Consider the following 21,421-nt stretch of genomic DNA (forward strand, 5'->3'; position numbering starts at 1 on the left):
TACTTTATGAAATTCGTGTGGGGCACACTCTCACTAGCCATAGCCGCAATCGGTATTCTCCTCTGCCGGCCAGACCTTACCGAATACACCTCCACCTTGGCGCTTTCCACCCCACTCGCCCAAATTATTTCCATGCGATTTTGGATCGGAGCAGGGCTTATTTTCAGCGCCTTACTCCTAGCGATCTTTGCGGTTGTACGCCGGAAACTCCTGAATATGGGACGGATCGCCGGCGCGCTGGCCGCCATGCTGGCCGTGTGCGGCGTGCTCCAATTCGGAGTGATACTTGAACGCGGCCTGGCAAACCCTGGAAAACTCGGGCCAGATCACGGAATCACCGCCACCGCGCGCGGAAACGGGGACATCACGGTTCTCACCTACAATACGCTCGGTGGCAAAACCACCCCAGGTCAGATCGCCCAGCTAGCCGAAGCCAACGGCGCAGACGTGATCGTACTGGCCGAAACGGCAGGGGATCGCGGGCACGAACTCGTGCGGCTGCTGGCCAAACGCGGCCTTCGGTTTCAACACTTTGACACCGCCACCTCCAAATACGATCCCGAATTCCGCTCCACAATCCTCCTCATATCCGAGACCCTCGGGAAATACGAGCAGAGCGATACGGCCCCGGCGGAGGCCGCCGCCGTATCCGCTCGGCCCGTTGCCGGAAACGGCCCAGAAATCGTTGGCGTTCACCCTATCGCACCCATGCCCCGGTTTGTGGATTCCTGGCGGAAACAAACCCGCTCTGTATATGAACTGTGCTCCCGGCCAAATATCATCGTGGCCGGCGATTTCAACTCCACCATCGATCATCAGCTGGCTCAAGGCTTCACCTGCGGGGATGGCGCCAAAGATGCTGGCTCTGGCGCTGTTGGCACGTGGCCTGTGAATACTCCGGCTACTCTTTCGGCTCCTATTGATCGGGTTTTATATAGTGGGTCGTTCCGTGGGGCAGATGCTGCAATCGTGACTGTTGGCGGCTCTGATCACCGCGGCCTGCTGGTGCGGTTGAGCACGAAGTGATCTTGCCCATGCCAGTATGTTTCTGGCGATCAGTATGTTTCTGACGAAAAATTCACCCACAGCCGGCGATAGGCCCCTATAGAGGCCCATCGCCGGAAATAAGTGAGTTTTTCGTCAATACCCGCCCCCCTTACCGAGGAAACCCGCGCCGAGCCGCCACATCCAACGCAAATCCGTCTTTCCCACGGATTACGGGCACGCCATCGCCTTCCGAATCGCAATCTTCACGGTTTTTCCCGAATGCTTCAGGCGATCCGTGGGAGAGGACTTGTTCTACAGGGTTGAGTTCGCGCAGTGCGATACCGCGAACACGCGATGGGTGTTCGCGGGCGAGTTCGTCGTAGATGAGGGGGTCGTTTTGCCCGTCGTCGCCTACGAGGAACCATTCGATGTTGGGGAACATGATGAGCAGGTTCCGCAGTTGCGTTTTCTTGTGTTCTTGCCCGGAGCGGAAGAGGCCGGTTGGGGTGGGGCCCCAGTCGGTGAAGAGCATGGGGCCGATGGGGAGTTCGTTTTTCTGGATGAAGTTGAGGAACGTGGGGTAGGTGTTCCAGGCGCCGGTTGAGAGGTAGAAAACGGGCGCTTTGGGAGAGTCTTCTAGTAGTGTGCGGTAGAAGCTGTTCATTCCGGGTACGGCTTGGCGGGTGTTTGTGTGTTTGACGAACGAGTTCCACGCCGCGAGCATCGCGCGCGGGAGCCATGTGACCACGATCGTGTCGTCGATATCCGAGATGAGCCCACGGGTTGCGTCCGGCGAGACGATCATGATCGGCGCATTGATCGACTCACCTGCGGCGGGGGTGATGAGTGCTTCGTGCCAGCCGGGTTCGAGTCCATGATTTTCGACGATGATGTCCAAGTATCCACTTCGATCAGTACGTGTGTGGATGGTTTGGTTCCCGATGGTAACTGTGACTGGGAGGAAGCCTACCTGTGTGGTGAAGAATTGGCGCCATCCGCGTTCTGCTTCTGCCGCGGTTTCGGCGGCGAATGTGGCAATATCGCTGACTGTTTGGCTGGCGTATGTGTGGGTGAGGCTTGGCAGGAATGGCAGGGTGGCGGGTTTTTTGTGTGCGTGGGGATCGGCCATGACTGCGCGCGCGAGTACGCGAACTGCGGAAACTGAACCGTATCCGGTGTATCCGATGATGTTTGGTAGCCAGCCGGCGCGGCGCCGTTTCACGATACCGCGTCGGTTAATAGAATCTTCGATTGTGCGTGCCATATGTGCAAAACCCATAGGTGCAAGCCTACCTAAAGTTGAGAGATGATTGGTACAGGTAGGTGGTTGGCGGCGAATTTCAAAAGGAATTCTTTGTTCGCGCATAGTTTGTTTCAAAAAACAGATTGAATAAGGTCACTATGTGTCTCTTATACACATAGGCCTATAAAAGAGGAAGTTAATAGTGGGCTCGCCCAACCCTTCCGCCTGCTGTGCCCCTATCCCTGCTCACCTTGAGCAAACACGGTTGATTCGTAAGTGTAGAGATCCCCGCGGTAGGTGTGGATGCCCCATTCAATGATGTCCCCGTGTTCGTCGAACGCGGTGCGGTTGATGGTGAGCACTGGCTGGCGGGTGGGGATGGTGAGGAGTTTGGCGTGGCGGCGGGAGGGCCGTTCGGCGCTGACGGATTGGGTGGTGGATGCGATGGTGATGCCGGAATCGCGGATGAGTTCGTAGAGGCCGCGTTTTTCGAGGTCTGCAAAGCTGGGGGCAAGATCGGCCCGCATCCAGTTATACAGCACGGCTACGGGCACGCCGTCGCGGTAGCGGAGACGTTCGAGTTCGAGGATGGGAGCCCCTTCTAGGCAGTCGAGTTGGTGTGCCATCTTGTGGGATGCGGGCATCACATTGTAGGTGAGGATATGTGTGGTGGGATGTTTGCCTTGTCCGCGTAGCTCTTCGTTGAGTGAGGTGAGTTTGAAGATTCGGTGGCGAGGCTTGGGCGCCACGATGGTGCCCTTGCCTCGCCGCCGGATGAGTAGCCCTTGCTCCACCAGTGTTTGCATGGCTCGGCGCGCGGTTGGCCGCGATACGTTGAGCCTGCGTGCCATCGAGATTTCGTTTTCGATGGCAGTTCCCGCGGCTAACGTGCCATCGGTGATGGCACGTTCAATCGGTTCAGATATTTGCACGTGAAGTGGGGTATCTGAGGTGCGATTGAGTTCGATGCGGGGTTGGTACTGGTGGATCACCTAGGCTCCTAGAGCTGCGGAAACAACGGCTTTGGCTTCGTTTTGGACACGGACGAGGTGTTCCGGCCCGTGGAACGATTCGGCGTAGATCTTGTAGACGTCTTCGGTTCCGGATGGGCGGGCGGCGAACCACGCGTTCTCGGTAGTCACTTTGAGACCGCCGATTTTTGCGCCGTTTCCGGGTGCTTCCACGAGCCGCGCGGTGATCGGTTCGCCGGCGAGTTCGGTTGCGGTCACGTCCTGCGGAGCGAGCGCGGCGAGCTTGGCTTTTTCGGTTTTGCTTGCGGCCGCGTCGATTCGGGCGTACGACGACGATCCGAACGTCTCCACCAACTCACGGTGGAGTTGGGATGGGCTCTTGCCGGTGATTGCCGTGATTTCGGATGCCAACAGATCCATGATGATGCCGTCTTTATCGGTTGTCCATACTGTGCCGTCTTTACGGAGGAAGGAGGCCCCGGCAGATTCTTCGCCGCCAAATCCGATTTTCCCTGAAATAAGGCCTGGGACGAACCATTTGAATCCAACAGGTACTTCGATGAGTTCGCGCCCGATGCTTCCTACAACACGATCGATGAGCGAGGACGAAACGAGTGTTTTGCCCACGCCAGCGTTGGCTGGCCACTGTGGACGGTGGGTGAAGAGGTAGTTGATTGCTACTGCCAGGTAGTGGTTTGGATTCATGAGCCCAGCATCTGGGGTCACGATTCCGTGGCGGTCCGAATCCGCATCGTTTCCTGTGGCGATGTCGAATGGGGAGCGGCCGTCAACACCTGGCTTCATGCGTTCTAGGAGGGATGCCATGGCGTATAGGGAGGAGCAGTCCATGCGGATCTTGCCGTCCCAATCGAGAGTCATGAATGGCCAGGCTGGATCAACGGTGGGGTTCACAACGGTGAGATCAAGGCCGTAGCGTTCTGCGATTGCACCCCAGTATTCTGCGGACGCTCCGCCCATGGGGTCTGCGCCGATTCGTACGCCGGCGGTGCGGATCGCGTCCAGATCGATGATCGATTGGAGATCGTCGACGTACGCAGAGAGATAATCGTGCCCGCGGGTGGTTTCTGCCTTGAGCGCCAGGTCATAGTTGACGCGCGCCACGTTGCGCCAGCCGTCACGCAGGATGTCGTTTGCTCGCGCCGCGATAGCCGAGGTGGCGTCAGAATCTGCTGGACCGCCGTGTGGCGGGTTGTATTTGAAGCCGCCGTCGCGTGGCGGGTTGTGGGATGGGGTGACGACGATGCCGTCGGCTAATCCTGGGCCGGACGTACGAACACCGTCAGCAGTATTGGCGCCGTTAGCGGTAAGGATGGCGAGGGAGACTGCAGGGGTTGGAGTCCAGGAACGGCGAGCATCAATACGGACTTCAACGTTGTTCGCGGCAAGTACTTCTAGTGCTGTACGTTCTGCCGGTTCGGACAACGCGTGGGTGTCACGGCCGATGTATAGCGGGCCGTCAATGCCGTGAGCGCGGCGGTATTCCACGATTGCTTGCGTTGTTGCCACGATGTGGGCTTCGTTGAAGGCTCCATCAAACGCAGATCCGCGGTGGCCGGAGGTTCCGAATACCACCTGTTGGGCTGGGTTTGAGGGGTCTGGTTCGATATCGTAATACGCACTAACGAGTGCATCAATATCAGTGAGATCGGATGGCTGAGCCAATGTTCCTGCGCGTTCGTTCATGGCTCTATTCTACTAAACGTCACACTTAAATGTAGTTACGCTTGGTAGCGATCTGCAGAGCAATCCACCCGAGTGGTACACGGCCCCAGAATGTGAAGAGCCGGTAGAGTACGGCAGTTGAGAGAGCCACAGAATATGGAATTCCTGCTAGTACGAGACCGCCAGTCAATGCGGCCTCAACTGGGCCAATTCCGCCTGGGGAAGGGACGAGCGAACCAACAGAATTGGAAATAAGGTAGGTGACAGCTAACGTAACCAGCGGAAGTTGATATCCGAATGCTGCTAATGCACAGCCAAAGCAGGCAACAAATGCAATAGTCATGATGATTGAGCCAAGGAATCCGAAGGCCAATCGTTGAGGATGCGTTCCTAACCAGACTAGCCGGGGCCAAATCTGCTCCACTGTAGGTTTGATTTTTACCAAGATCCAGGTGCGTAGTGGCTTGATTAAGAAAACAGAACTTAGAATCAATGCCGTTACGCCGATTCCTAATATGATTGAACCAGATGGCATAGAAAGCGCCCCGAATTCGCCCGTAACCAAGGTAAGAAGAATCAGGAAGATTACTGTGGTAACGAATTGGGCTAGCTGAACTACAGTTACGGTAGCCACTGCTGGTGCAATCCCCACGTTCTTCTTCTGTAAGAAGCGTAGGTTTAAGGCCGCCGGGCCGATACCGGCTGGAGCCACGAGGGTGACTAACGATGCTGCCACCTGTACTAAAATTGATTGGCCTAACGGAACTCGTTCTTGGGTGTAGGCCTTCAATGTGATCGCGGCACCAAGGTACGTGAGTAAACCGGAAGTAAATGACACGATCATCCACCATGGATTGGCAGTTTTCAGCGCAGCCGAAAGATCAGTGAAATTCACTGACGCAGCAAGAAGATAGACGGCAATAACGCCGATAGAGACTGTGATGATGGTCTTTGGTGAAAAGCGCTTGAGCTCCACAGGTTCCATGGGCTCCACATCTGGTAGCCGCTGTTCTAACACTTCACGAATCCGCGCAACGTCTTTCGATTTCGGGAAATCTTCGCGGGTCCGTGGCGGAAGAATTGCCTTTTGTAGAAGTGGAACGAGGGACATAATGCGTTCAAATGGAACAGAACGAATGAGTGAAGACACGGCCCGATCTACGCCTACAATGCCTGCCAGCATCGCCAATCCCTGAACAAGATCCACTAGGCGAACAGTTTCAGACGCCATTAGTGAACCATCTTGCCAGTGGGAAATATGAAGCCCCGCATTATCCAAATGTACGCACCCTGCATGAAGATCCCCATGGGAAAAACCACGTGCATGAGCTTTTTGCAAACGTTCCCATAACGAATCCAGCTGAGAGTCAGAAATATCTTCCCCATCGACGTCATCTAGTAACGGAGCGTCAGGAATCCGATACACCAAGCATACGGAAGAATCTGCGTGAGCATCAGAAACGAATGTTTCCCGTGAAACGCCCGCGTGTTCAACCGCAAGCTGCATCACCACGTGCTGCTGTGCTGCCTCCTGCAAGGTGTGTGCCGCGCCATGGTATGTAATCTTCAACCGGAGCTGGCGCCACAAATCCGCAAGAGCTCCAACAATAATCCGATCGTCATCTAACACATGGACTCGGAAAATATCCCCAGACGCATCCCGAACCACATACACACGCGATACCGATGCGGGCTTAAACGTAGGGTATTTATGGCGCGCCGTTGTAGCCAGCATGTGGCCGTGATGCCCATCCAACGAAGAAACTACGCGAGATGGAGAAATAGACGGTAGGGTGATGGCGGGATCGTCGTTCCACATGGCCGCCAACTTACGAATCGCACCCGAATCCACGTACCCAACCGGGCCGCGCGCCTCCACAGACCATGCCGAAACTGGGACTGAATCTGGCGAATCGTAACGAATAATCTCAACCGGATCCACACCAGCGCGGCGAACCAAATCCACAAACGCCGCGCCCGTCACGCGCTGCGGCGGTGCACCAATCACAAACCGCAACAAGAGTGCAACGCTCACACCTAACAAAATTGTGGCCACCGAACCCGGCAAGGTTTGCTTACCCTGCAGCACAAGCAACAGTGCCACAAGTGACGTTAAAATCCAGCCCCACCGCACCAAACGCGAACCCTGGAACGACCCCGCAACAGTCAACAACGCGGCAATCGCCGCCAAATACGGAACAGGGTGAATAAAAGTCTGAAGCGAGACAGTGCCGTGCAACCCCGCCCCATAAATCAATTCGGCGGCCACAGTATGGGCCAACCACGCCAAAAAGGGAGCGGTTAGATTCGCCACGATCGCAGTAACCAGCGTTCGCCACCGGCGCTTGAACACCATCTCCACGATCAGCGCCAGCGGTAAGAAAAACGACACCACGCCTTCCAGCACGTTAATCGGCACAAAAAACAATTGTTCGATCAAACTAGACGTGGCTGCGCGAACATCATTCGTCACACCCAAGACAGTCAGGCGCGCATAGGCAGACAACACAACTACGCCCGCAATCGCCAGTAGCGCCACGATGGCGCCCACAAGATCCGCAGGCTGGCGCATCCAGCGTTGCGGAACATCAACGAGGGTCACGGTGCGTGAAGAAAGAGGAGTGCTCACGTTAAAAATTATCCCTCACAATACCGCCCGATGTCCCCTTCAAGCGTGGAATTAGGGGTTTTCTCAGGAGGTGTCAGGCGTTACGAAGGCGCAACGAATTTGCTACAACAATCACCGACGAACTTGCCATCGCGATCGCTGCCAACCCCGGCGCAATCACGCCGAACATCGCTAGTGGGATCGCGATCAGGTTGTAGCCGAACGCCCAGGCCAAGTTTTCCTTGATGATTCGCAGAGTTTTTTCGCCGATTCGCAGCATGGTGGGGATGGCGGTGATGCGCGATTCTACGATGATCACGTCCGCGCTGGCTTGCGCCACGTCCGTTCCGCTGCCCATGGCGATGGAAAGATCGGCGGCGGCTAGGGCGGCGGCGTCGTTGATTCCGTCTCCCACCATGGCAACTTTGTGTCCGCTGGCTTGGAGCGAGTGTACGAGCGCGAGTTTGTCTTCGGGGAGCACGCCCGCGTGGATTTCGGTAATTCCGAGCGCGGCTGCGATCGGGGCCGCGCTGGCTGGGTTATCGCCCGTGACCATGATTGGCGTGATACCGCGGTTTCGTAACGCGTCGAGCGATTCGGTGGCGTGGGCGCGCGGTGTGTCTGTGAGCGTCACGTGGCCGAAGTAGGTTCCGGGGGTTTCGCCGGTGCCTGGCGTGCCGGCGGCCACCACAGTTCCGTCCGGCTCGTTTTGCGGCACAGGAATTCCGTTCCTGACCAGCCACGATGGGTTTCCTACGTACACCGTTGTGCCGTTCCAGGTTGCAGTTATTCCGCGGCCGGCTTCTTCGCGTACGTTCGATACGTCCGCCAGCGTTACGTTCCGTTCGCGCGCGTGAGCCACGATCGCTTGCGCGAGCGGGTGGCGTGAATGGCGTTCGATTCCGGCCAGTAACGGGAGCAGATCGAACGACGCTGGAGCGGGAGAAACGCTGGTGATGGCCAGTTTTCCTTCGGTTAGGGTTCCTGTTTTGTCCAGTGCGATCGCGGTGAGTGAGTGTGCGTTTTCGAGTGCTTCCGGCCCAGAGATGAGGATTCCATGTTGGGAGAGTTTTCCGGAGCCGACGAGCAACGCCGTAGGCGTTGCGAGTCCTAGCGCGCAAGGGCATGCCACCACAAGAACGGTAATGGCAGAGGCCAGAGCCAGATCGGTGGAGTTATTGAAGAATACGATTCGGGCAATGAATGTGAGGGCGGCCAAGATGAGTACGCCCGGTACGAATACAGCGGCGATCTGGTCTGCCAACCGTTGAATAGGGGCCTTTCCAACCTGAGCCTGTTCGAGCAGGCGGCCCATGTGCGCCAACGTCGTATCTTTTCCAACCCGGGTAGCGCGTACGCGAATCGAACCGTTGGTTACCAAGGTAGCGCCAATAACCGTGCCACCTGGCTGAATATCAACAGGGATTGATTCGCCGGTAACAAGCGACGTATCGATGGCGCTGGAACCGGAAACTACCAGGCCGTCGGTGGGAATTTTCTGGCCGGCATACACCATAAATTCGTCCCCCACCTGCAGATCTTCGGCAGGGATCTGGCGTTCACCGGAATCGGTGATGAGGTGAGCTACGGGTGCGCCGGTGGAAAGAAGCAGGCGAAGAGCATCGCCCGCTTTGCGGCGCGATCGCGATTCCAGCCACCGCCCGAGCAGGAGGAATGTGACGATCATAGCTGCCGATTCAACATAAATATGCGTGTGGCCATGCGAATCGAGGCTCAACATTCCGCTCATAGACATGGTGTAGCCGATGTGGCCGGCGCCGCCGAAGATCAGCGCCCACACTGACCAGCCCATCGACGCGATCACGCCCAATGACACCAGCGTATCCATGGTGGACGTGCCGTGCCGGCCTGCGGCAAACGCCGCCCTGTGGAACGGCCATCCGCCCCAGAAAGCCACCGGGATGCCCAGCGCGGTGATGGCCCACTGCCATCCGGCAAACTGCCAGGCAGGGATCATCGAGATCGCAATGATTGGGATACTCAAGATTGCGGACACAACAAATCTGCGGCGCATATCAGCACTTCGCGCGGCAGCCGAATCGGTGTGATCGGCTTCTTCTACAACGCTTGCCCCGTATCCTGCCTTCTCCACGACACTGATGAGATCAGCTTCGGTAAGGGTGGCAGGGAATTCGACGTGGGCGCGTTCCGTTGCCAGATTAACAACCGCGTTCACGCCGGGGACTTTGTTGAGTTTCTTTTCCACGCGTGCAGAGCACGACGCGCAAGTCATACCCGAAATCTTGAGATCAATGTTCACTTGGTTTCGATGCTCTCTACCGTGTAATCGCCGGCCTCAGCGATGGCTTCGCGGATCGTATCGTCCGTGAAAGGTTCGCTGGATTCGAACGTCACTGTAGAAACACCGCCAGCGTTCAGATCCACGTTGAGTGCGGAAACGCCCAGTTCCGTGAGCTCTTCGGTGACGTGCTGTGCACAGTGACCGCATGTAAGACCAGAAACTTTAAGGGTTGTGTGAGACATAGGGATTTTCCTTTCGAATTTAACTACCCCGCTATCTACAGCATGGCACAGATAGCGGGGTAGTTAAAGAGCGGATATTTAGGCCTCATCCGGCGCAGGGGAAATATCGGCCGTTAAATCGATCGGCATATCTTCTTTCTGCGACGCACCTGGGCCGAATGCGCTTCCGCTGCGAGGCAGGGAAAGCGCCTTGGCACTAAGCCATTCGGGGATCGGATGGCCACTGGCACGGAAGATTTCCAATTCCTTTTCCCACTGCTCATCAGAAACCTGATCCGCGTATGGCGGCTGTGCTTCTGCGTTCAGCGAAACAGAACCTTGGCCGTCCTTTACGGCCTGGATCACGATAGTGAAGAATGGGCCTTCGCCTGATGCGATCCGCAGCTTCTTCAGCTGGCGCATGTAGTGGAGGATGGCGGTAGGCACCACCTTAAGGCGAGCACCCTGATCGCCTTCTAACTTGGCATTAGCTTCATAAATCACCGAATCTCCAATGATCTGAGCCTGCATAGCAACCTCGGTCCACGCTGGCGGGCACGTTTGACCAAGCAAGTTGAACGCCTCTTGCACGATCGTGTTCTGATCGTGGGAGTGGAACGGTTCGCTGCGTACAGCGGTGGCAGCAGGGCGCCCTTCAATCGACCACGATACTGGGGTGGCTTCCTGCTTGTGCTGGTTTTCCAAATGCTCTGGCAACGAAAGTGCCGTATACGTTCCACCTGCCCAGCGCTGGAAATTCACTTCCGCACAGTATGGAGCATCCGTGAGGAGGGAGACGATCTGGAACATCACGTCATGTTCTTCGCTGGAAACTGCGCGGATGATGCGTACAGGAATACCTGAAAGCTGAGCCACCACAAGTTGGGTGTAGATCCGCATCGAATCATCATAGGCAATACGTTTTGCCCACAGCCCGTTTCCGAGATCTTCGAACCCAGATTCGGCTTCCGGGTTGAACGGTGCAATCAGTGTAACAGCAACAGGCGTATCGCCATCGATTTCCACATCACATGGAACATCGCCCCATTCGCGCTGCACAACAGCACCCGCGAACGGCGACGGAACGCAAGCAACAAATTCGCCAGTTTCCACATTCTCCCAGCCGAATGCGATGCCGTGGTAGACGCCGCGAAGTTCAGGTTCTGCCTGGCCAGGGAAGAAACGCCAGAGGCGAGTTCCGGCCGTGAGACGGCTTGGATCAAGGAGGAGAAGATCGGTGCGAACGCCGCCGCCTTCTGCAATACCGGACCCATCGTATGGAGCGTAATCAATCACGCCGCCGCGGAACGCTTGCGGGTGAAGCGGGCCAACTGCGTGGCGCGCGTGAGTGAACGCATCGGCTGGAATATGAAGAATGTCCAGCGGAAGATCGTCACGGAACGGAGAACCAGGAAAACGCAGTTGAAGGAGATCAAGTAGCGCACTCACATCGGTAACGTCGGCAACATCGGCGGCATCCACCGCAAAACCAGCAACCAGATCGTACCCGTTGCTAAGAAAAGATTGAGCCTGGCTATCAGAAACAGCCACAAGATATGTGGTGGTCACGTTTACTCCTTCGTTGGATTCCTTCACCAACGATACCGGGCGAAAGAGAAAATCGGTAACTCGTTACATCTTTTTCCGCGAACGCACGCGCACGATCACCCACGCCACAAGTCCGATGAGCACGATACCTGCCATCACCTTCGACGCCGTTCCAACATAATCTTCCACAATCGCCCAGTTTTCTCCCAAGAAGAACCCGGCGCTGATCAGAGCCATATTCCAGATCAAAGAACCGATCGTGGTCAGCACAATAAACAGTGTGAGGGGCATATTTACTACGCCCGCAGGAAACGAAATCAGCGACCTAAAAATAGGCAACATTCGCCCAAAGAACACAGCCGGACGTTCATGTTTTTCAAAAAACACTTCGGTTTTATCGACGTCGGACTCTTTCGTTAACGGCAACCAATTCAGAAACGCACGCGTACGTTCCCGGCCAAAAAGAAAGGCGATCCCGTAAAGAATCAACGCACCCACCAATGAACCCACTGTTGCCCAAAACACTGCACCCACAAACGTTAACGAACCGCCCTTAGACGCAGTAAAACCAGCCAACGGCAACACCACTTCAGACGGAATCGGCGGGAACACATTCTCAACCGCGATGATCAAAGCAACGCCGATACCACCCAATTTTTCCATCAGATCAACTGCCCAGCCAGCAAAACCCGAAAGATTCTGCGAATCAGCACCCTGGGCAAGAAACGTCAAGAAACCCGACATCAATGCTTTCCAGGCACCAAAACTTCAAGAACAGTATTCACAACCGAAATCACAATACCGCCAACAAGAGCCCACACGAACCCATCAACCGCTATACCCACGCCAACCTGGCCAGAAATCCAGCCAGTCAACATCAACATCGCACCATTGACCACAACGAAGAACAAGCCCAAAGTAAGAATGTACATCGGCAACGCCAACAGCTTAAGAATTGGGCGAACAAACGAATTTACGATCGCCAAAATCGCGCCAGCCACCAACAAGGCAACGCCCGTACGCATCTGCGGATCCAACGACGACAACTGTTCAATCGTAGGTTCACGCAACGTAATGCCAGTAAATAACAACGTGGCAACCCACAAAGCCGCCGCGTTAAAAACAATTCGAATCAAAAACTTCATAAACCCAAGTCTAACAGGTGCCACCACTACGAAACCTATCCGCTTTTAGCGAATAACCAGAGTCAACGTCACCAGCAAGCTCGCAACAATCTCACCTACGCCCAGAGCTTTCGCAGACATCCAGCCATGCCGCGCGCCCCATAACGGAACAGCCACAGCACGCACCACAAGCAACCCCCACACAACGCAATGCCAGAAAGAAACGGAAGCACCGGCGTCGAACCCACAACACACGCACGCAAAAATCAAACCGCACACATGCCACGCAACCGACAACCCTAGCCACACAGAACTAGAACGCTTACGAATATTCGTTTTCACATAAAAAACAGTGCCCAAAAAATACGCAAAAACAAGGACCGTCACAATCCAAACCCGGCTCCAACCAGAAACGTGACCCACATGCGCCGCAACCGGAAGCATCAACGAAGCAGCCGCAACCGTCACCGTATCATTCAACATCGAACGATCCGCACGCACCGCAGACTGCCAAAACGTGATCCCCACAAGCGGCGCAAAAATCGCAACCCACACCAACAAAAACGGAACCCACAACGCCAAAACCACGCCCAGCGCCACACACGGAACCGTATACGCAACCACCGGCGGCCAAAAACGCGCCTTCCTGCCACTCCGCAACCACAAACCAATCGCGAAAAAATCAAAATAACCCAGCCACCACAGTGCCAATAACACCACGTGCGGCCACACAAAACCAGACTCAAACACGCCCAACAACGGCGGAATCGCCACCATCGCCCACGCACCATGATAATTCGGAACCCACTGAGCCCCACGGCGCTTAACCATCAAAACTCCCGGAAATTTTCGCGACTTAACTCAAAACCATGCCCAGTAAACTCAGACCAACACGACACCCCCACCGACTCAAGCGAACACACATACCCATGATTCGCCAACGCCGTGCCGTAATCGTAACTAGTCTCAGCCACAATCGGAGAACCACACGAAATACGAGGCCCTTGAGAAATCGAAGAAATCGTGAACGTTGTAGGCTTCGCACCACAACCACCCGCATCCCAATGATGCGAATGAATCGTGCACGCCGCACCATCCGCCCCAATAGAACAATGAATATTCTGCAAACCCGTAGTAAACCGACCCGTAGGCGCCTGCGCCGTAGCCGGCGCCGGGCGCTCGCGGGTAATCCACGCAGCATCCTTCACCAACGCATTCATCTGCGGCGGCGCCTGCGGATCCACAAACGCCTGCTGAAGCGCCAAAAGATGCGGCACATTATGGCGGCAACGCTGATTCAACGTAGCAAGCGCATCAGTGACGACCTTTTGTTGTGGCGCGAACCATTCATGTGCTGACGTGGCGGCCACAACATAATCGAAGAAAGGAGCCGTGTCCTTGTTTGGCTGATCGCATGACGATGTGGAGACGGCATCCTGGAGCGGCGCCGGGTTCACAGCCTTGCTGGAATCCGAGCCCGGATCGTGCGGGGCATGAGGATCTGCCGGAGCCTGAGGGGAATGCGCTTTATCCTGCGAATTCGCATGCGATTTTTCCTGGGCCGTTGGGGCTTGTGCAATATAGCGGCCCTGGCCGATCGTGAACATAAACAAGACGATAATCGCCACCAAGGCAAGGATGCTCGCGCTGGCCACCAAAAAATAGAATGGAGCACGCGACGGTTGCGGCTGCCCCTGATTCTGCGACGACGGAGGAGGCGTGGCGGAATCGGCTGGGGTGAACTGGTCGAAATTAATCGTCATTTAGTCCCTCTTTTTCAGCTTCCATTTTTAAGCTTCCAGCTCTCTATATGTGAGACACTCTACCTGATAGGGAGCCTGCTACGGTATCGTTGATTTAAGCGCCAACGTGTGATCCCAACGTGTGAGCCAAAGGAGCCGCCATGATTTTTTCACGAGATGCTCAAACAATCATCGTTCCCGTGTTAGGGACAACCCCCGCTATGCTCGTAGACGAAGTACGCGAAACACAGGCCGCCGGGGCAGACGTGATCGAATGGCGCATTGACATGCTCTTCGGGGACCATCCGAACTTTTCTTTCTCTACGCTCGGTTCGGAGATCATCCCGCAATTACTTGAAGCCACGGACCTGCCGATATTGCTGACCATTCGCACCGCTAACCAAGGTGGAGAAATTCGCGTGAGCGAAGGCCGCTACCGGCTGTTGCTGGCAGAAATGCTCGATACGCTTTTGCAGTTGCACGTGCCCAGCGAACGAATTGGTGTGGACATCGAATATTGGCACCGGGCCGCCCCTGACCTGGCCAAACGTGCTCAAGAGCTCGGGTTTACTGTGGTGGTGTCCGATCACAACTGGCTCTCCACACCTGATTCCGACATTTTGCGGATCATGTTTGATGACATGCTAGCAATCGATGGTGCCGTTGCTAAGCTCGTCGTGACTCCGCAGTCAGATGAGGACGTTGATCGGCTGCTTGCCGTGACCAAAGACGTGACTAGCGAAACCGGGCGCATGGTGATCTCAGTAGCTATGGGTGAACGGGGGCAGCGCGCACGGCTAGCCGGCTGGACTTACGGGTCAGTTGCCACATTCGCGGCGGTTTCGCGGCCCTCCGCTCCGGGGCAGCCACACATTTCCGAACTGCGGTAGGCTGGCGGCCTGGGCTCCCGGCCGTTCCTGTCTGGTTTATCCTGTTTTTGGGCTGTGCTTTGCCTGCTTCTGGCTGTGCCGTGCCTGTTTCCGGCCCCTCCGCCTGTTTCTGGCTCCCCTCTGTCCGGTTTCTGGTTGTTCATGTCCGGTTTCTGGTTGTTCCTTGCGTCAAAAAAAGCGCCTGGCGGAACAGGAGTGCTCTATAGGACAATGCTGTGCAATGTGGCGCTTTTTTGGCGCCAAACACATGCGCATATGCCTGAACATATGCGCATGTGGGGTATGGTTTGCCAGGTGCCAGGTGCCAGGTGCCAGGTGCCAGGTGCCAGGTGCCAGGTGCCAGGTGCCAGCTCGGCAGACCGCCAGCATAAAAAAGTGGTGCCAGAAAAATCCTGGCACCACTGAAAACTAACCGCTTACTTGTTGGGGGTCACTGGTGGTTCGGAGGACCATGGGAATACGATCCACTTGTCGGTTGCCTTCCAGGAGTAGTCTGGTGCAATCACGGAACGTGGCTTATTGTAAATAACTGCGGAACGGACGTCCGCTTTAAGATCGGCCAGCATGTCAACGGCCATCTTGAGTGTGCGGCCCGAATCGGCAACGTCATCAACAACAAGGAGCTTCTTGCCCTTGATGGACTCCATGTCGAGGAGTGGTTCAAGGAGGATCGGATCTGGCAGAGTCTGTTCAATGTCCGTGTAGAACTCGATGTTCATGGCGTCTGAAAGCTTGGTGCCAAGGGCGTAAGTCAATGCGCCAGCTGGGAGGAGGCCTCCGCGGGCGATCGCGATGATGACTTCTGGTTGGAATCCGGAATCCGCGATGGTCTGAGCGAGTTCGCGCATAGCTATGCCGAATTGATCCCAGAGGAGTACTTCTTTACCGGTCAAATCTGTGGTGTCTGCATGGTATGCCATGGCACGATATTACAGCCTTTTGCCCGCATGGTTGTGGAGGACTCAAATAGTGAGAGAATTTTCCCGAAATGTGGATGCTGCCGAACAAAGAACCATTCCCAATTCTTCTCTCCTTGGGGGTGCTTGTGTAGGTTAGCCTTCGCTTATGGCGGATAAGCTCCTGGGGCATTTATCCCTGTTGGGGTGTTTGTGTGGAGTGTGTGGCGTAGGGAACAGCCGGACGAATGTCCTTGTTTTTAGGTGAGCCTAAGCAGTACCGTATCTATATTACGAGCGTATGTCGCTTAAATGTTCCCAATAGTGAACATGTTGTTTCATTCTACTGAAAGAGTTTTCTATGAAGGTCCGATCTGCCCTAAAGGCTGGTTTCACAGCACTTGTTGCCAGCGCTTTCCTCTTGGCTGGATGCTCATCTGCTCCGGCAGGAAAGGCTGATAAGCACCTAGATATTTTCGCAACCACGGGTTACATTGCCGATGCTGTCGCGAACATCGCCCCTGATGCTCACGTGACAACGATGGTCGGCCCGGGTGGCGATCCGCACACCTACCAGCCAACCACTAAAGACATCGAAGCCCTCCAAAACGCGGACGTCGTAATTTGGTCCGGCCTCCACTTGGAAGCGCAGATGCTCGATAAGCTCGGTTCGCTTGGTGATAAGCAGATCGCAGTGGCGGATACGCTAGATGAAAAGTACCTTCTCCCTTGGCCGGAAACTGATGAAAACGGCCACGAACTCCACGATCCGCACATCTGGAACAACCCTGAAGCGTGGTCACTCGCAGTTCAGGCAGCAGCAGATAAGATTTCGGAAATCGATCCAGCTAACAAGGCCACCTACCAGAAGAATGTGGCTAAGTACCGTGAAGAAATCACCAAGACCGTAGCAGAAGCCAAGAAGCTTCTGGATAAGGTTGCAGAACCGCGCATCCTTATCTCGGGCCACGATGCGTTCAACTACTTCGGTAAGACTTTCAACTTGGAGGTTCACGCTACCGATTTCGTTTCCTCCGAAGCTAAGCTGTCCACCCAGGAAATTTCGGAACTGGCAAAGTTGATTGCAGATAAGAAGGTTCCGGTTATTTTCCTTGATAACTTGGCGAACCCGCAGGCGATTAAGGCTCTTCAGGAAGCTGTTCACGCGAATGGTTGGGATGTGAAGATTTCTGATAAGGAACTTTTTGCTGATTCGTTGGGTGCTGAAAAGGGTGTTGATACTTACTTGGGTACGTTGATGCACAACGCTAGGACTATTTCTGAAGCTTTGAGTAAGTGAGAATTTTTGAGTCTATGAAAAAAGATTCTGCTGGCACACTGGCATGTTCTACGTCGAACATGTCGGTGTGCTACCGCATTGATCCGGTTTTGTACGGAGTTGATTTTGAGGTTCCGCAGGGTGTTGTGATGGGTATTGTTGGCCCGAATGGCGCCGGAAAATCGACGTTGATTAAGGCCATGCTGGGTTTGGTGAAGCCGTTGACTGGTTCGGCGAGTTTCTTTGGCCAGCCGCTGGCGCGTGTGCGAGACCGAGTTGGGTATATGCCGCAGAGCGTGAGTGTGGATTGGGATTTCCCAACCACGGTTATCGACGTCGTTACCATGGGTACGTACGGAAAGCTTGGGTGGTTGCGCCGTCCGGGGCGTGCGGAGCGTGCTCAGGCGTTGGAGGCTCTGGAGGCGACGGGGATTGCTGACTTGGCGTCGCGCCAGATTGGCGAGCTGTCGGGCGGCCAGCGTCAGCGTGTGTTTTTGGCGCGTGCGTTGGTTCAGCAGCCGGATTTGTATTTTATGGATGAGCCGTTCCAGGGTGTGGATGCGAAGAGTCAGCGTGCGATCGTTGAGGTGCTGCATCGGTTGCGTTCGCAGGGGAAGACTGTTGTGATTGTGCATCACGATTTGGCTACGGTTGCGGATTATTGTGACCACGTGACGTTGTTGAATCGGCACATTGTGGCGGCTGGCCCGTGTGAGACTACGTTGACTGACGCGAACATTCGTACTGCTTACAAGGTTTCTGACGACGACGAATGGGAGAGTCTCGCGTGAGCCTCACCGAATTCTTTTCAGACCACACGTTCCGGATGGTGTTTTTTGGCACGATGACGATCGGGTTCGTTGCCGGTGCGTTGGGGTCGTTCGCATATCTGCGTAAGCAGTCGATGATTTCGGATGTTATTTCGCATTCGGCTCTGCCTGGAACGTTGGTGGCGTTCTTGTTTTCCGTGGTGATTGTGGGGTCTGACGGCCGTAATATGTTGGCCCTGATTGTTGGCGCCGTGATTGTGGGAACGTTGGCCGTGGTGTTCACGCAGTGGATTGTGAACAATTCAAAGGTGCATGTAGATTCTGCGATGGCAGTAACCCTGTCCTTGTTTTTCGGGGTGGGGATGCTTTTGATGCGTATTGTTGCCGATGGTACTTTCCCGGGTAAGGGTGGCATTCAGGACTACCTGTTTGGCAACGCTTCAACGATTACGAAGGAAGATCTCTACACTTCGCTGGCTGTTGGCGGTATGGCTTTGGCAATTGTGGCTGTGTTCTGGAAAGAATTCGCGGTTCGTACGTTCGATCCGGTCCACGCACACATGATGGGTGTGCGTGGACCGTTGATTGACACTCTGATGTTTGGTTCGATCGTGATCGCATCCGTAATTGGTGTTCGTGCGGTTGGCCTGGTAGTGATGATCGCGTTCGTGATTACTCCGCCAGCTGCGGCACGGCAGTGGACGTCCCGCTTGGGGTCTATGGTGATTCTTTCTGGAACGATCGGCGCACTGGGATCAGGAATTGGAGCATACCTGGCCGTCTCCCTCGGCAAGGTGCCAACCGGCCCTATGATCGTGATCGTCTTGTCCGCCATCTTCATCGTGTCACTTATTTTCTCGCCTCGCCGCTCGATTATCATGCGAGCGCTGGCCCGCAAAAAGGCACGTATGGAACTCAAAAACCAGCTGTTAGGACGCAACGCATGAGCTTCGTCGTCGGAACAAGTCTTCTCGCAATCGTCACGGCACTGGTGTGTGCGCTCCCCGGAACGTTCATTGTTCTGCGGCAAAGTTCCATGCTTGTGGACGCAATGAGCCATGCGATTTTGCCCGGAATCGTGGTGGGCTACTATGTAACTCACGATTTCGATTCGCCGTTACTGATTATCGGTGCTGCGGTTGCGGGCTTGATTGTGGTGCTCGGAAATGATTGGCTGATGCGGTCAGGATTCGTGTCGGGCGATGCGCCGCAAGGGCTCGTGTTCCCGATGCTGTTTTCGATCGGAGTGATCCTGATTTCGCTCAACTTCGGAAACATCCACCTAGACACGCATATGGTGTTAGCCGGCGATCTGAACTTCGCCGCATGGCATCAGCTCATGATCGGCGGAGTGTCCTACGGACCGATCTATATGTATGTGCTGTTGATTGTGCTGGCGCTCAACGCCATCGCCATGTGGTTCATGTACCCGCGCCTTAAAATCACTAGCTTCGATCCCACGTTTTCCAGCACGATCGGGATTCGGGCACGCGTTGTTGACACGGCGTTCATGTTCCTTGTGGCCGTCACGGTAACCGCAGCATTCAACGCGGCGGGAGCAATTCTCATCGTCGCGCTCATGATCGCCCCGGCGGCCACCGCCCGGTTGGTCAGTAACTCCATGTCACACATGATGATCTGGACCATGGGCGTTGCTGTTGCCGGAGCGATCATAGGATTTTGGATTGCGTACGTTGTGCATGCGCCAACGTCGGCTGCGATGGCCGTATGTTATGGCCTGACCTTTATCGTCATTTTGGTGACGACAAAGAAAAGATCAGCCCTCCGTAGGACAAACCCAGATCGCACGCAACGCGCCGATGCCTAAGAGAACTGGCGCCCCGGCGTCGACACTCACTTCAATCGATTCTGAATACGGTGCCGGTGGTTTTACTTCCAACCGGGAACCGTAGGCGATCCCTTGGGCTTCAACGAAACGTAAGAGTTCGGGATCCGCGTCAGAAATCCGCTCCACGCGGAAAATTCCGCCCGTCTCAATCGAACTCAACAACACAGCCTGCGGGCGAACCACCGTGCCATCTGCGGCAGGGATAGGATCCCCATGCGGATCGCGATCCGGATTCCCAAGCTGAGCAGATATCCGTTCAACTAGTACGTCGGACACGGCGTGTTCCAACACTTCCGCCTCCGAATGGACCTCATCCCAGCTGTACCCCAAAACTTCCACCAGGAAAGTTTCAATCAACCGGTGGCGGCGAACCATCGCAACGGCAAGCGCCTGGCCTTGTTCAGTCAAATGAACTGCGCCGTATGGTGCGTGGTTAACCAAGCCTTGGTCCTTCAACTTGCGGATTGCGTCCGAAGCTGTGGAAAGTTTGACTCCGGCGCGTGCAGCCAAACGGGAGGCGGTAACGGGTTCATCGGACCATTCGCCCAATGACCAGATCGCCTTGATATAGTTTTGTGTACTTTCAGATAATGCAGAAACTACCATGTCTGCATGGTAACACGCGGACGAGGGAACACTGGGGGCAGTTCCGATTTTCGTGGACGTTTCGGACTTGCGTGCGTATGTGAGAAATCTTGTGAGCGGCGAGTGGCAGAATGGGACCATGCTTCTTTCTGATCGTGATATTGCCCAGTATGTTGAGTCCGGACGCATCGCGTTAGATCCGTGGGATCCGGCCATGATTCAGCCGTCCAGTGTGGATGTTCACCTGGATCGGTTCTTTCGTTTGTTTGATAACCACAAGTATAACGTGATTGATCCCGCTGCGGAGCAGGCTGAGATGACGCGCCTGGTGGAGGTGGATTCTGACGGCGCTTTTGTGTTGCATCCGGGGGAATTCGTGTTGGGTTCCACGTTTGAGGAGGTCACGTTAGGGGACGACGTCGCGGCGCGGCTTGAAGGGAAATCGTCGCTGGGGCGTTTGGGGTTGCTTACCCATTCCACGGCTGGCTTTATTGATCCGGGGTTTTCGGGGCATGTGACGTTGGAATTGTCGAATACGGCCACGATGCCGATTAAGTTGTATCCGGGGATGAAGGTTGGGCAGTTGTGTTTCTTCCAGCTTTCATCGCCTGCGCGCGAACCGTATGGGGCGGGTGCGAATGGTTCGCGTTACCAGGGGCAACGTGGGCCAACCGCGTCCCGTTCACACCTGAATTTTCATCGGGTGGATGTGACACGGTAATGTGTGGGAGGCCTCCCATAGACTTATAGAAAGGTGTGACG

General features: G+C 55.3%; 20 protein-coding genes. 7 read left to right on the top strand and 13 right to left on the bottom strand.

The features are described from left to right. Window positions 1-6: 6 nt before the first annotated feature. The gene (locus tag ARCH_RS09180; protein WP_013169389.1) at window positions 7-1,026 is read left to right on the top strand and encodes an endonuclease/exonuclease/phosphatase family protein; all 1,020 of its coding nucleotides are present in this window, start codon (window positions 7-9) and stop codon (window positions 1,024-1,026) included. 130 nt (window positions 1,027-1,156) lie between these two features. On the opposite strand, the gene ARCH_RS00655 is transcribed toward ARCH_RS09180, so the two are convergent. From ARCH_RS00655 to ARCH_RS00705, 11 genes are all read right to left on the bottom strand, one after another. Beyond that, window positions 1,157-2,266 (bottom strand): App1 family protein, encoded by a 1,110-nt coding sequence (locus ARCH_RS00655; RefSeq protein WP_013169390.1) that lies wholly within the window; start codon window positions 2,264-2,266, stop codon window positions 1,157-1,159. 200 nt (window positions 2,267-2,466) lie between these two features. Further along, complete coding sequence (locus ARCH_RS00660; RefSeq protein ID WP_013169391.1) at window positions 2,467-3,222, bottom strand: GntR family transcriptional regulator; 756 nt, start codon at window positions 3,220-3,222, stop codon at window positions 2,467-2,469. After that, entirely contained in the window at window positions 3,223-4,905 is a 1,683-nt protein-coding gene (gene pgm, locus ARCH_RS00665; RefSeq protein WP_013169392.1) for a phosphoglucomutase (alpha-D-glucose-1,6-bisphosphate-dependent), read from the bottom strand. Window positions 4,906-4,930: 25 nt separating this feature from the next. Beyond that, complete coding sequence (locus tag ARCH_RS00670) at window positions 4,931-7,513, bottom strand: lysylphosphatidylglycerol synthase transmembrane domain-containing protein (protein WP_013169393.1); 2,583 nt, start codon at window positions 7,511-7,513, stop codon at window positions 4,931-4,933. A 73-nt stretch (window positions 7,514-7,586) separates the two neighbouring features. After that, the gene (locus tag ARCH_RS00675; RefSeq protein WP_013169394.1) at window positions 7,587-9,773 is read right to left on the bottom strand and encodes a heavy metal translocating P-type ATPase; all 2,187 of its coding nucleotides are present in this window, start codon (window positions 9,771-9,773) and stop codon (window positions 7,587-7,589) included. Next, window positions 9,770-9,997, bottom strand: coding sequence for a heavy-metal-associated domain-containing protein (locus ARCH_RS00680; protein WP_013169395.1), 228 nt, complete (start codon window positions 9,995-9,997; stop codon window positions 9,770-9,772). The genes ARCH_RS00675 and ARCH_RS00680 overlap by 4 nt, the downstream gene beginning before the upstream one ends. A 78-nt stretch (window positions 9,998-10,075) precedes the next feature. Further along, window positions 10,076-11,545 (bottom strand): hypothetical protein, encoded by a 1,470-nt coding sequence (locus tag ARCH_RS00685; RefSeq protein WP_013169396.1) that lies wholly within the window; start codon window positions 11,543-11,545, stop codon window positions 10,076-10,078. Between the two features lie 63 nt (window positions 11,546-11,608). Then, window positions 11,609-12,268, bottom strand: coding sequence for a DedA family protein (locus ARCH_RS00690; protein WP_013169397.1), 660 nt, complete (start codon window positions 12,266-12,268; stop codon window positions 11,609-11,611). Further along, on the bottom strand, window positions 12,268-12,669 hold the full coding sequence (locus ARCH_RS00695; RefSeq protein ID WP_041640270.1) for a phage holin family protein: 402 nt from the start codon (window positions 12,667-12,669) through the stop codon (window positions 12,268-12,270). Before ARCH_RS00695 ends, ARCH_RS00690 begins: the two co-directional genes overlap by 1 nt. 45 nt (window positions 12,670-12,714) lie before the next feature. Continuing rightward, a complete protein-coding gene (locus ARCH_RS00700) occupies window positions 12,715-13,479 on the bottom strand; it encodes a YwiC-like family protein (protein WP_013169399.1) in 765 nt (254 codons plus the stop codon). Next, window positions 13,479-14,411, bottom strand: a complete 933-nt coding sequence (locus ARCH_RS00705) for a hypothetical protein (RefSeq protein ID WP_013169400.1) — start codon at window positions 14,409-14,411, stop codon at window positions 13,479-13,481. Before ARCH_RS00705 ends, ARCH_RS00700 begins: the two co-directional genes overlap by 1 nt. 140 nt (window positions 14,412-14,551) lie before the next feature. Here ARCH_RS00705 and aroD point away from each other — a divergent pair, with 140 nt between their 5' ends. Further along, a complete protein-coding gene (gene aroD / locus ARCH_RS00710; protein ID WP_013169401.1) occupies window positions 14,552-15,280 on the top strand; it encodes a type I 3-dehydroquinate dehydratase in 729 nt (242 codons plus the stop codon). 416 nt (window positions 15,281-15,696) lie between these two features. On the opposite strand, the gene ARCH_RS00715 is transcribed toward aroD, so the two are convergent. Continuing rightward, window positions 15,697-16,200 carry a phosphoribosyltransferase gene (locus ARCH_RS00715; protein WP_013169402.1) on the bottom strand — a complete coding sequence of 168 codons (504 nt, stop codon included), beginning with the start codon at window positions 16,198-16,200 and terminating at the stop codon, window positions 15,697-15,699. Window positions 16,201-16,537: 337 nt separating this feature from the next. On the opposite strand from ARCH_RS00715, the gene ARCH_RS00720 reads away from it, so the two are divergent. The 4 genes from ARCH_RS00720 to ARCH_RS00735 are packed head-to-tail and all read left to right on the top strand — an operon-like array spanning window position 16,538 to window position 20,053. Further along, window positions 16,538-17,476 carry a metal ABC transporter solute-binding protein, Zn/Mn family gene (locus tag ARCH_RS00720; protein ID WP_013169403.1) on the top strand — a complete coding sequence of 313 codons (939 nt, stop codon included), beginning with the start codon at window positions 16,538-16,540 and terminating at the stop codon, window positions 17,474-17,476. 14 nt (window positions 17,477-17,490) lie between these two features. Next, complete coding sequence (locus ARCH_RS00725) at window positions 17,491-18,246, top strand: metal ABC transporter ATP-binding protein (protein WP_013169404.1); 756 nt, start codon at window positions 17,491-17,493, stop codon at window positions 18,244-18,246. Beyond that, window positions 18,228-19,172, top strand: a complete 945-nt coding sequence (locus ARCH_RS00730; RefSeq protein WP_222831741.1) for a metal ABC transporter permease — start codon at window positions 18,228-18,230, stop codon at window positions 19,170-19,172. The genes ARCH_RS00725 and ARCH_RS00730 overlap by 19 nt, the downstream gene beginning before the upstream one ends. Then, window positions 19,169-20,053, top strand: a complete 885-nt coding sequence (locus ARCH_RS00735; RefSeq protein WP_013169406.1) for a metal ABC transporter permease — start codon at window positions 19,169-19,171, stop codon at window positions 20,051-20,053. The genes ARCH_RS00730 and ARCH_RS00735 overlap by 4 nt, the downstream gene beginning before the upstream one ends. Here ARCH_RS00735 and ARCH_RS00740 read toward each other — a convergent pair. Continuing rightward, on the bottom strand, window positions 20,003-20,680 hold the full coding sequence (locus ARCH_RS00740) for a metal-dependent transcriptional regulator (protein ID WP_013169407.1): 678 nt from the start codon (window positions 20,678-20,680) through the stop codon (window positions 20,003-20,005). The genes ARCH_RS00735 and ARCH_RS00740 overlap by 51 nt on opposite strands. A 118-nt stretch (window positions 20,681-20,798) precedes the next feature. Between ARCH_RS00740 and dcd the strand changes: the two genes are divergently transcribed. Beyond that, a complete protein-coding gene (gene dcd, locus ARCH_RS00745) occupies window positions 20,799-21,380 on the top strand; it encodes a dCTP deaminase (protein WP_013169408.1) in 582 nt (193 codons plus the stop codon). Window positions 21,381-21,421 lie beyond the last annotated feature (41 nt).

It is taken from the genome of Arcanobacterium haemolyticum DSM 20595, assembly GCF_000092365.1.
GTDB classification, from domain to species: Bacteria; Actinomycetota; Actinomycetes; order Actinomycetales; family Actinomycetaceae; genus Arcanobacterium; species Arcanobacterium haemolyticum.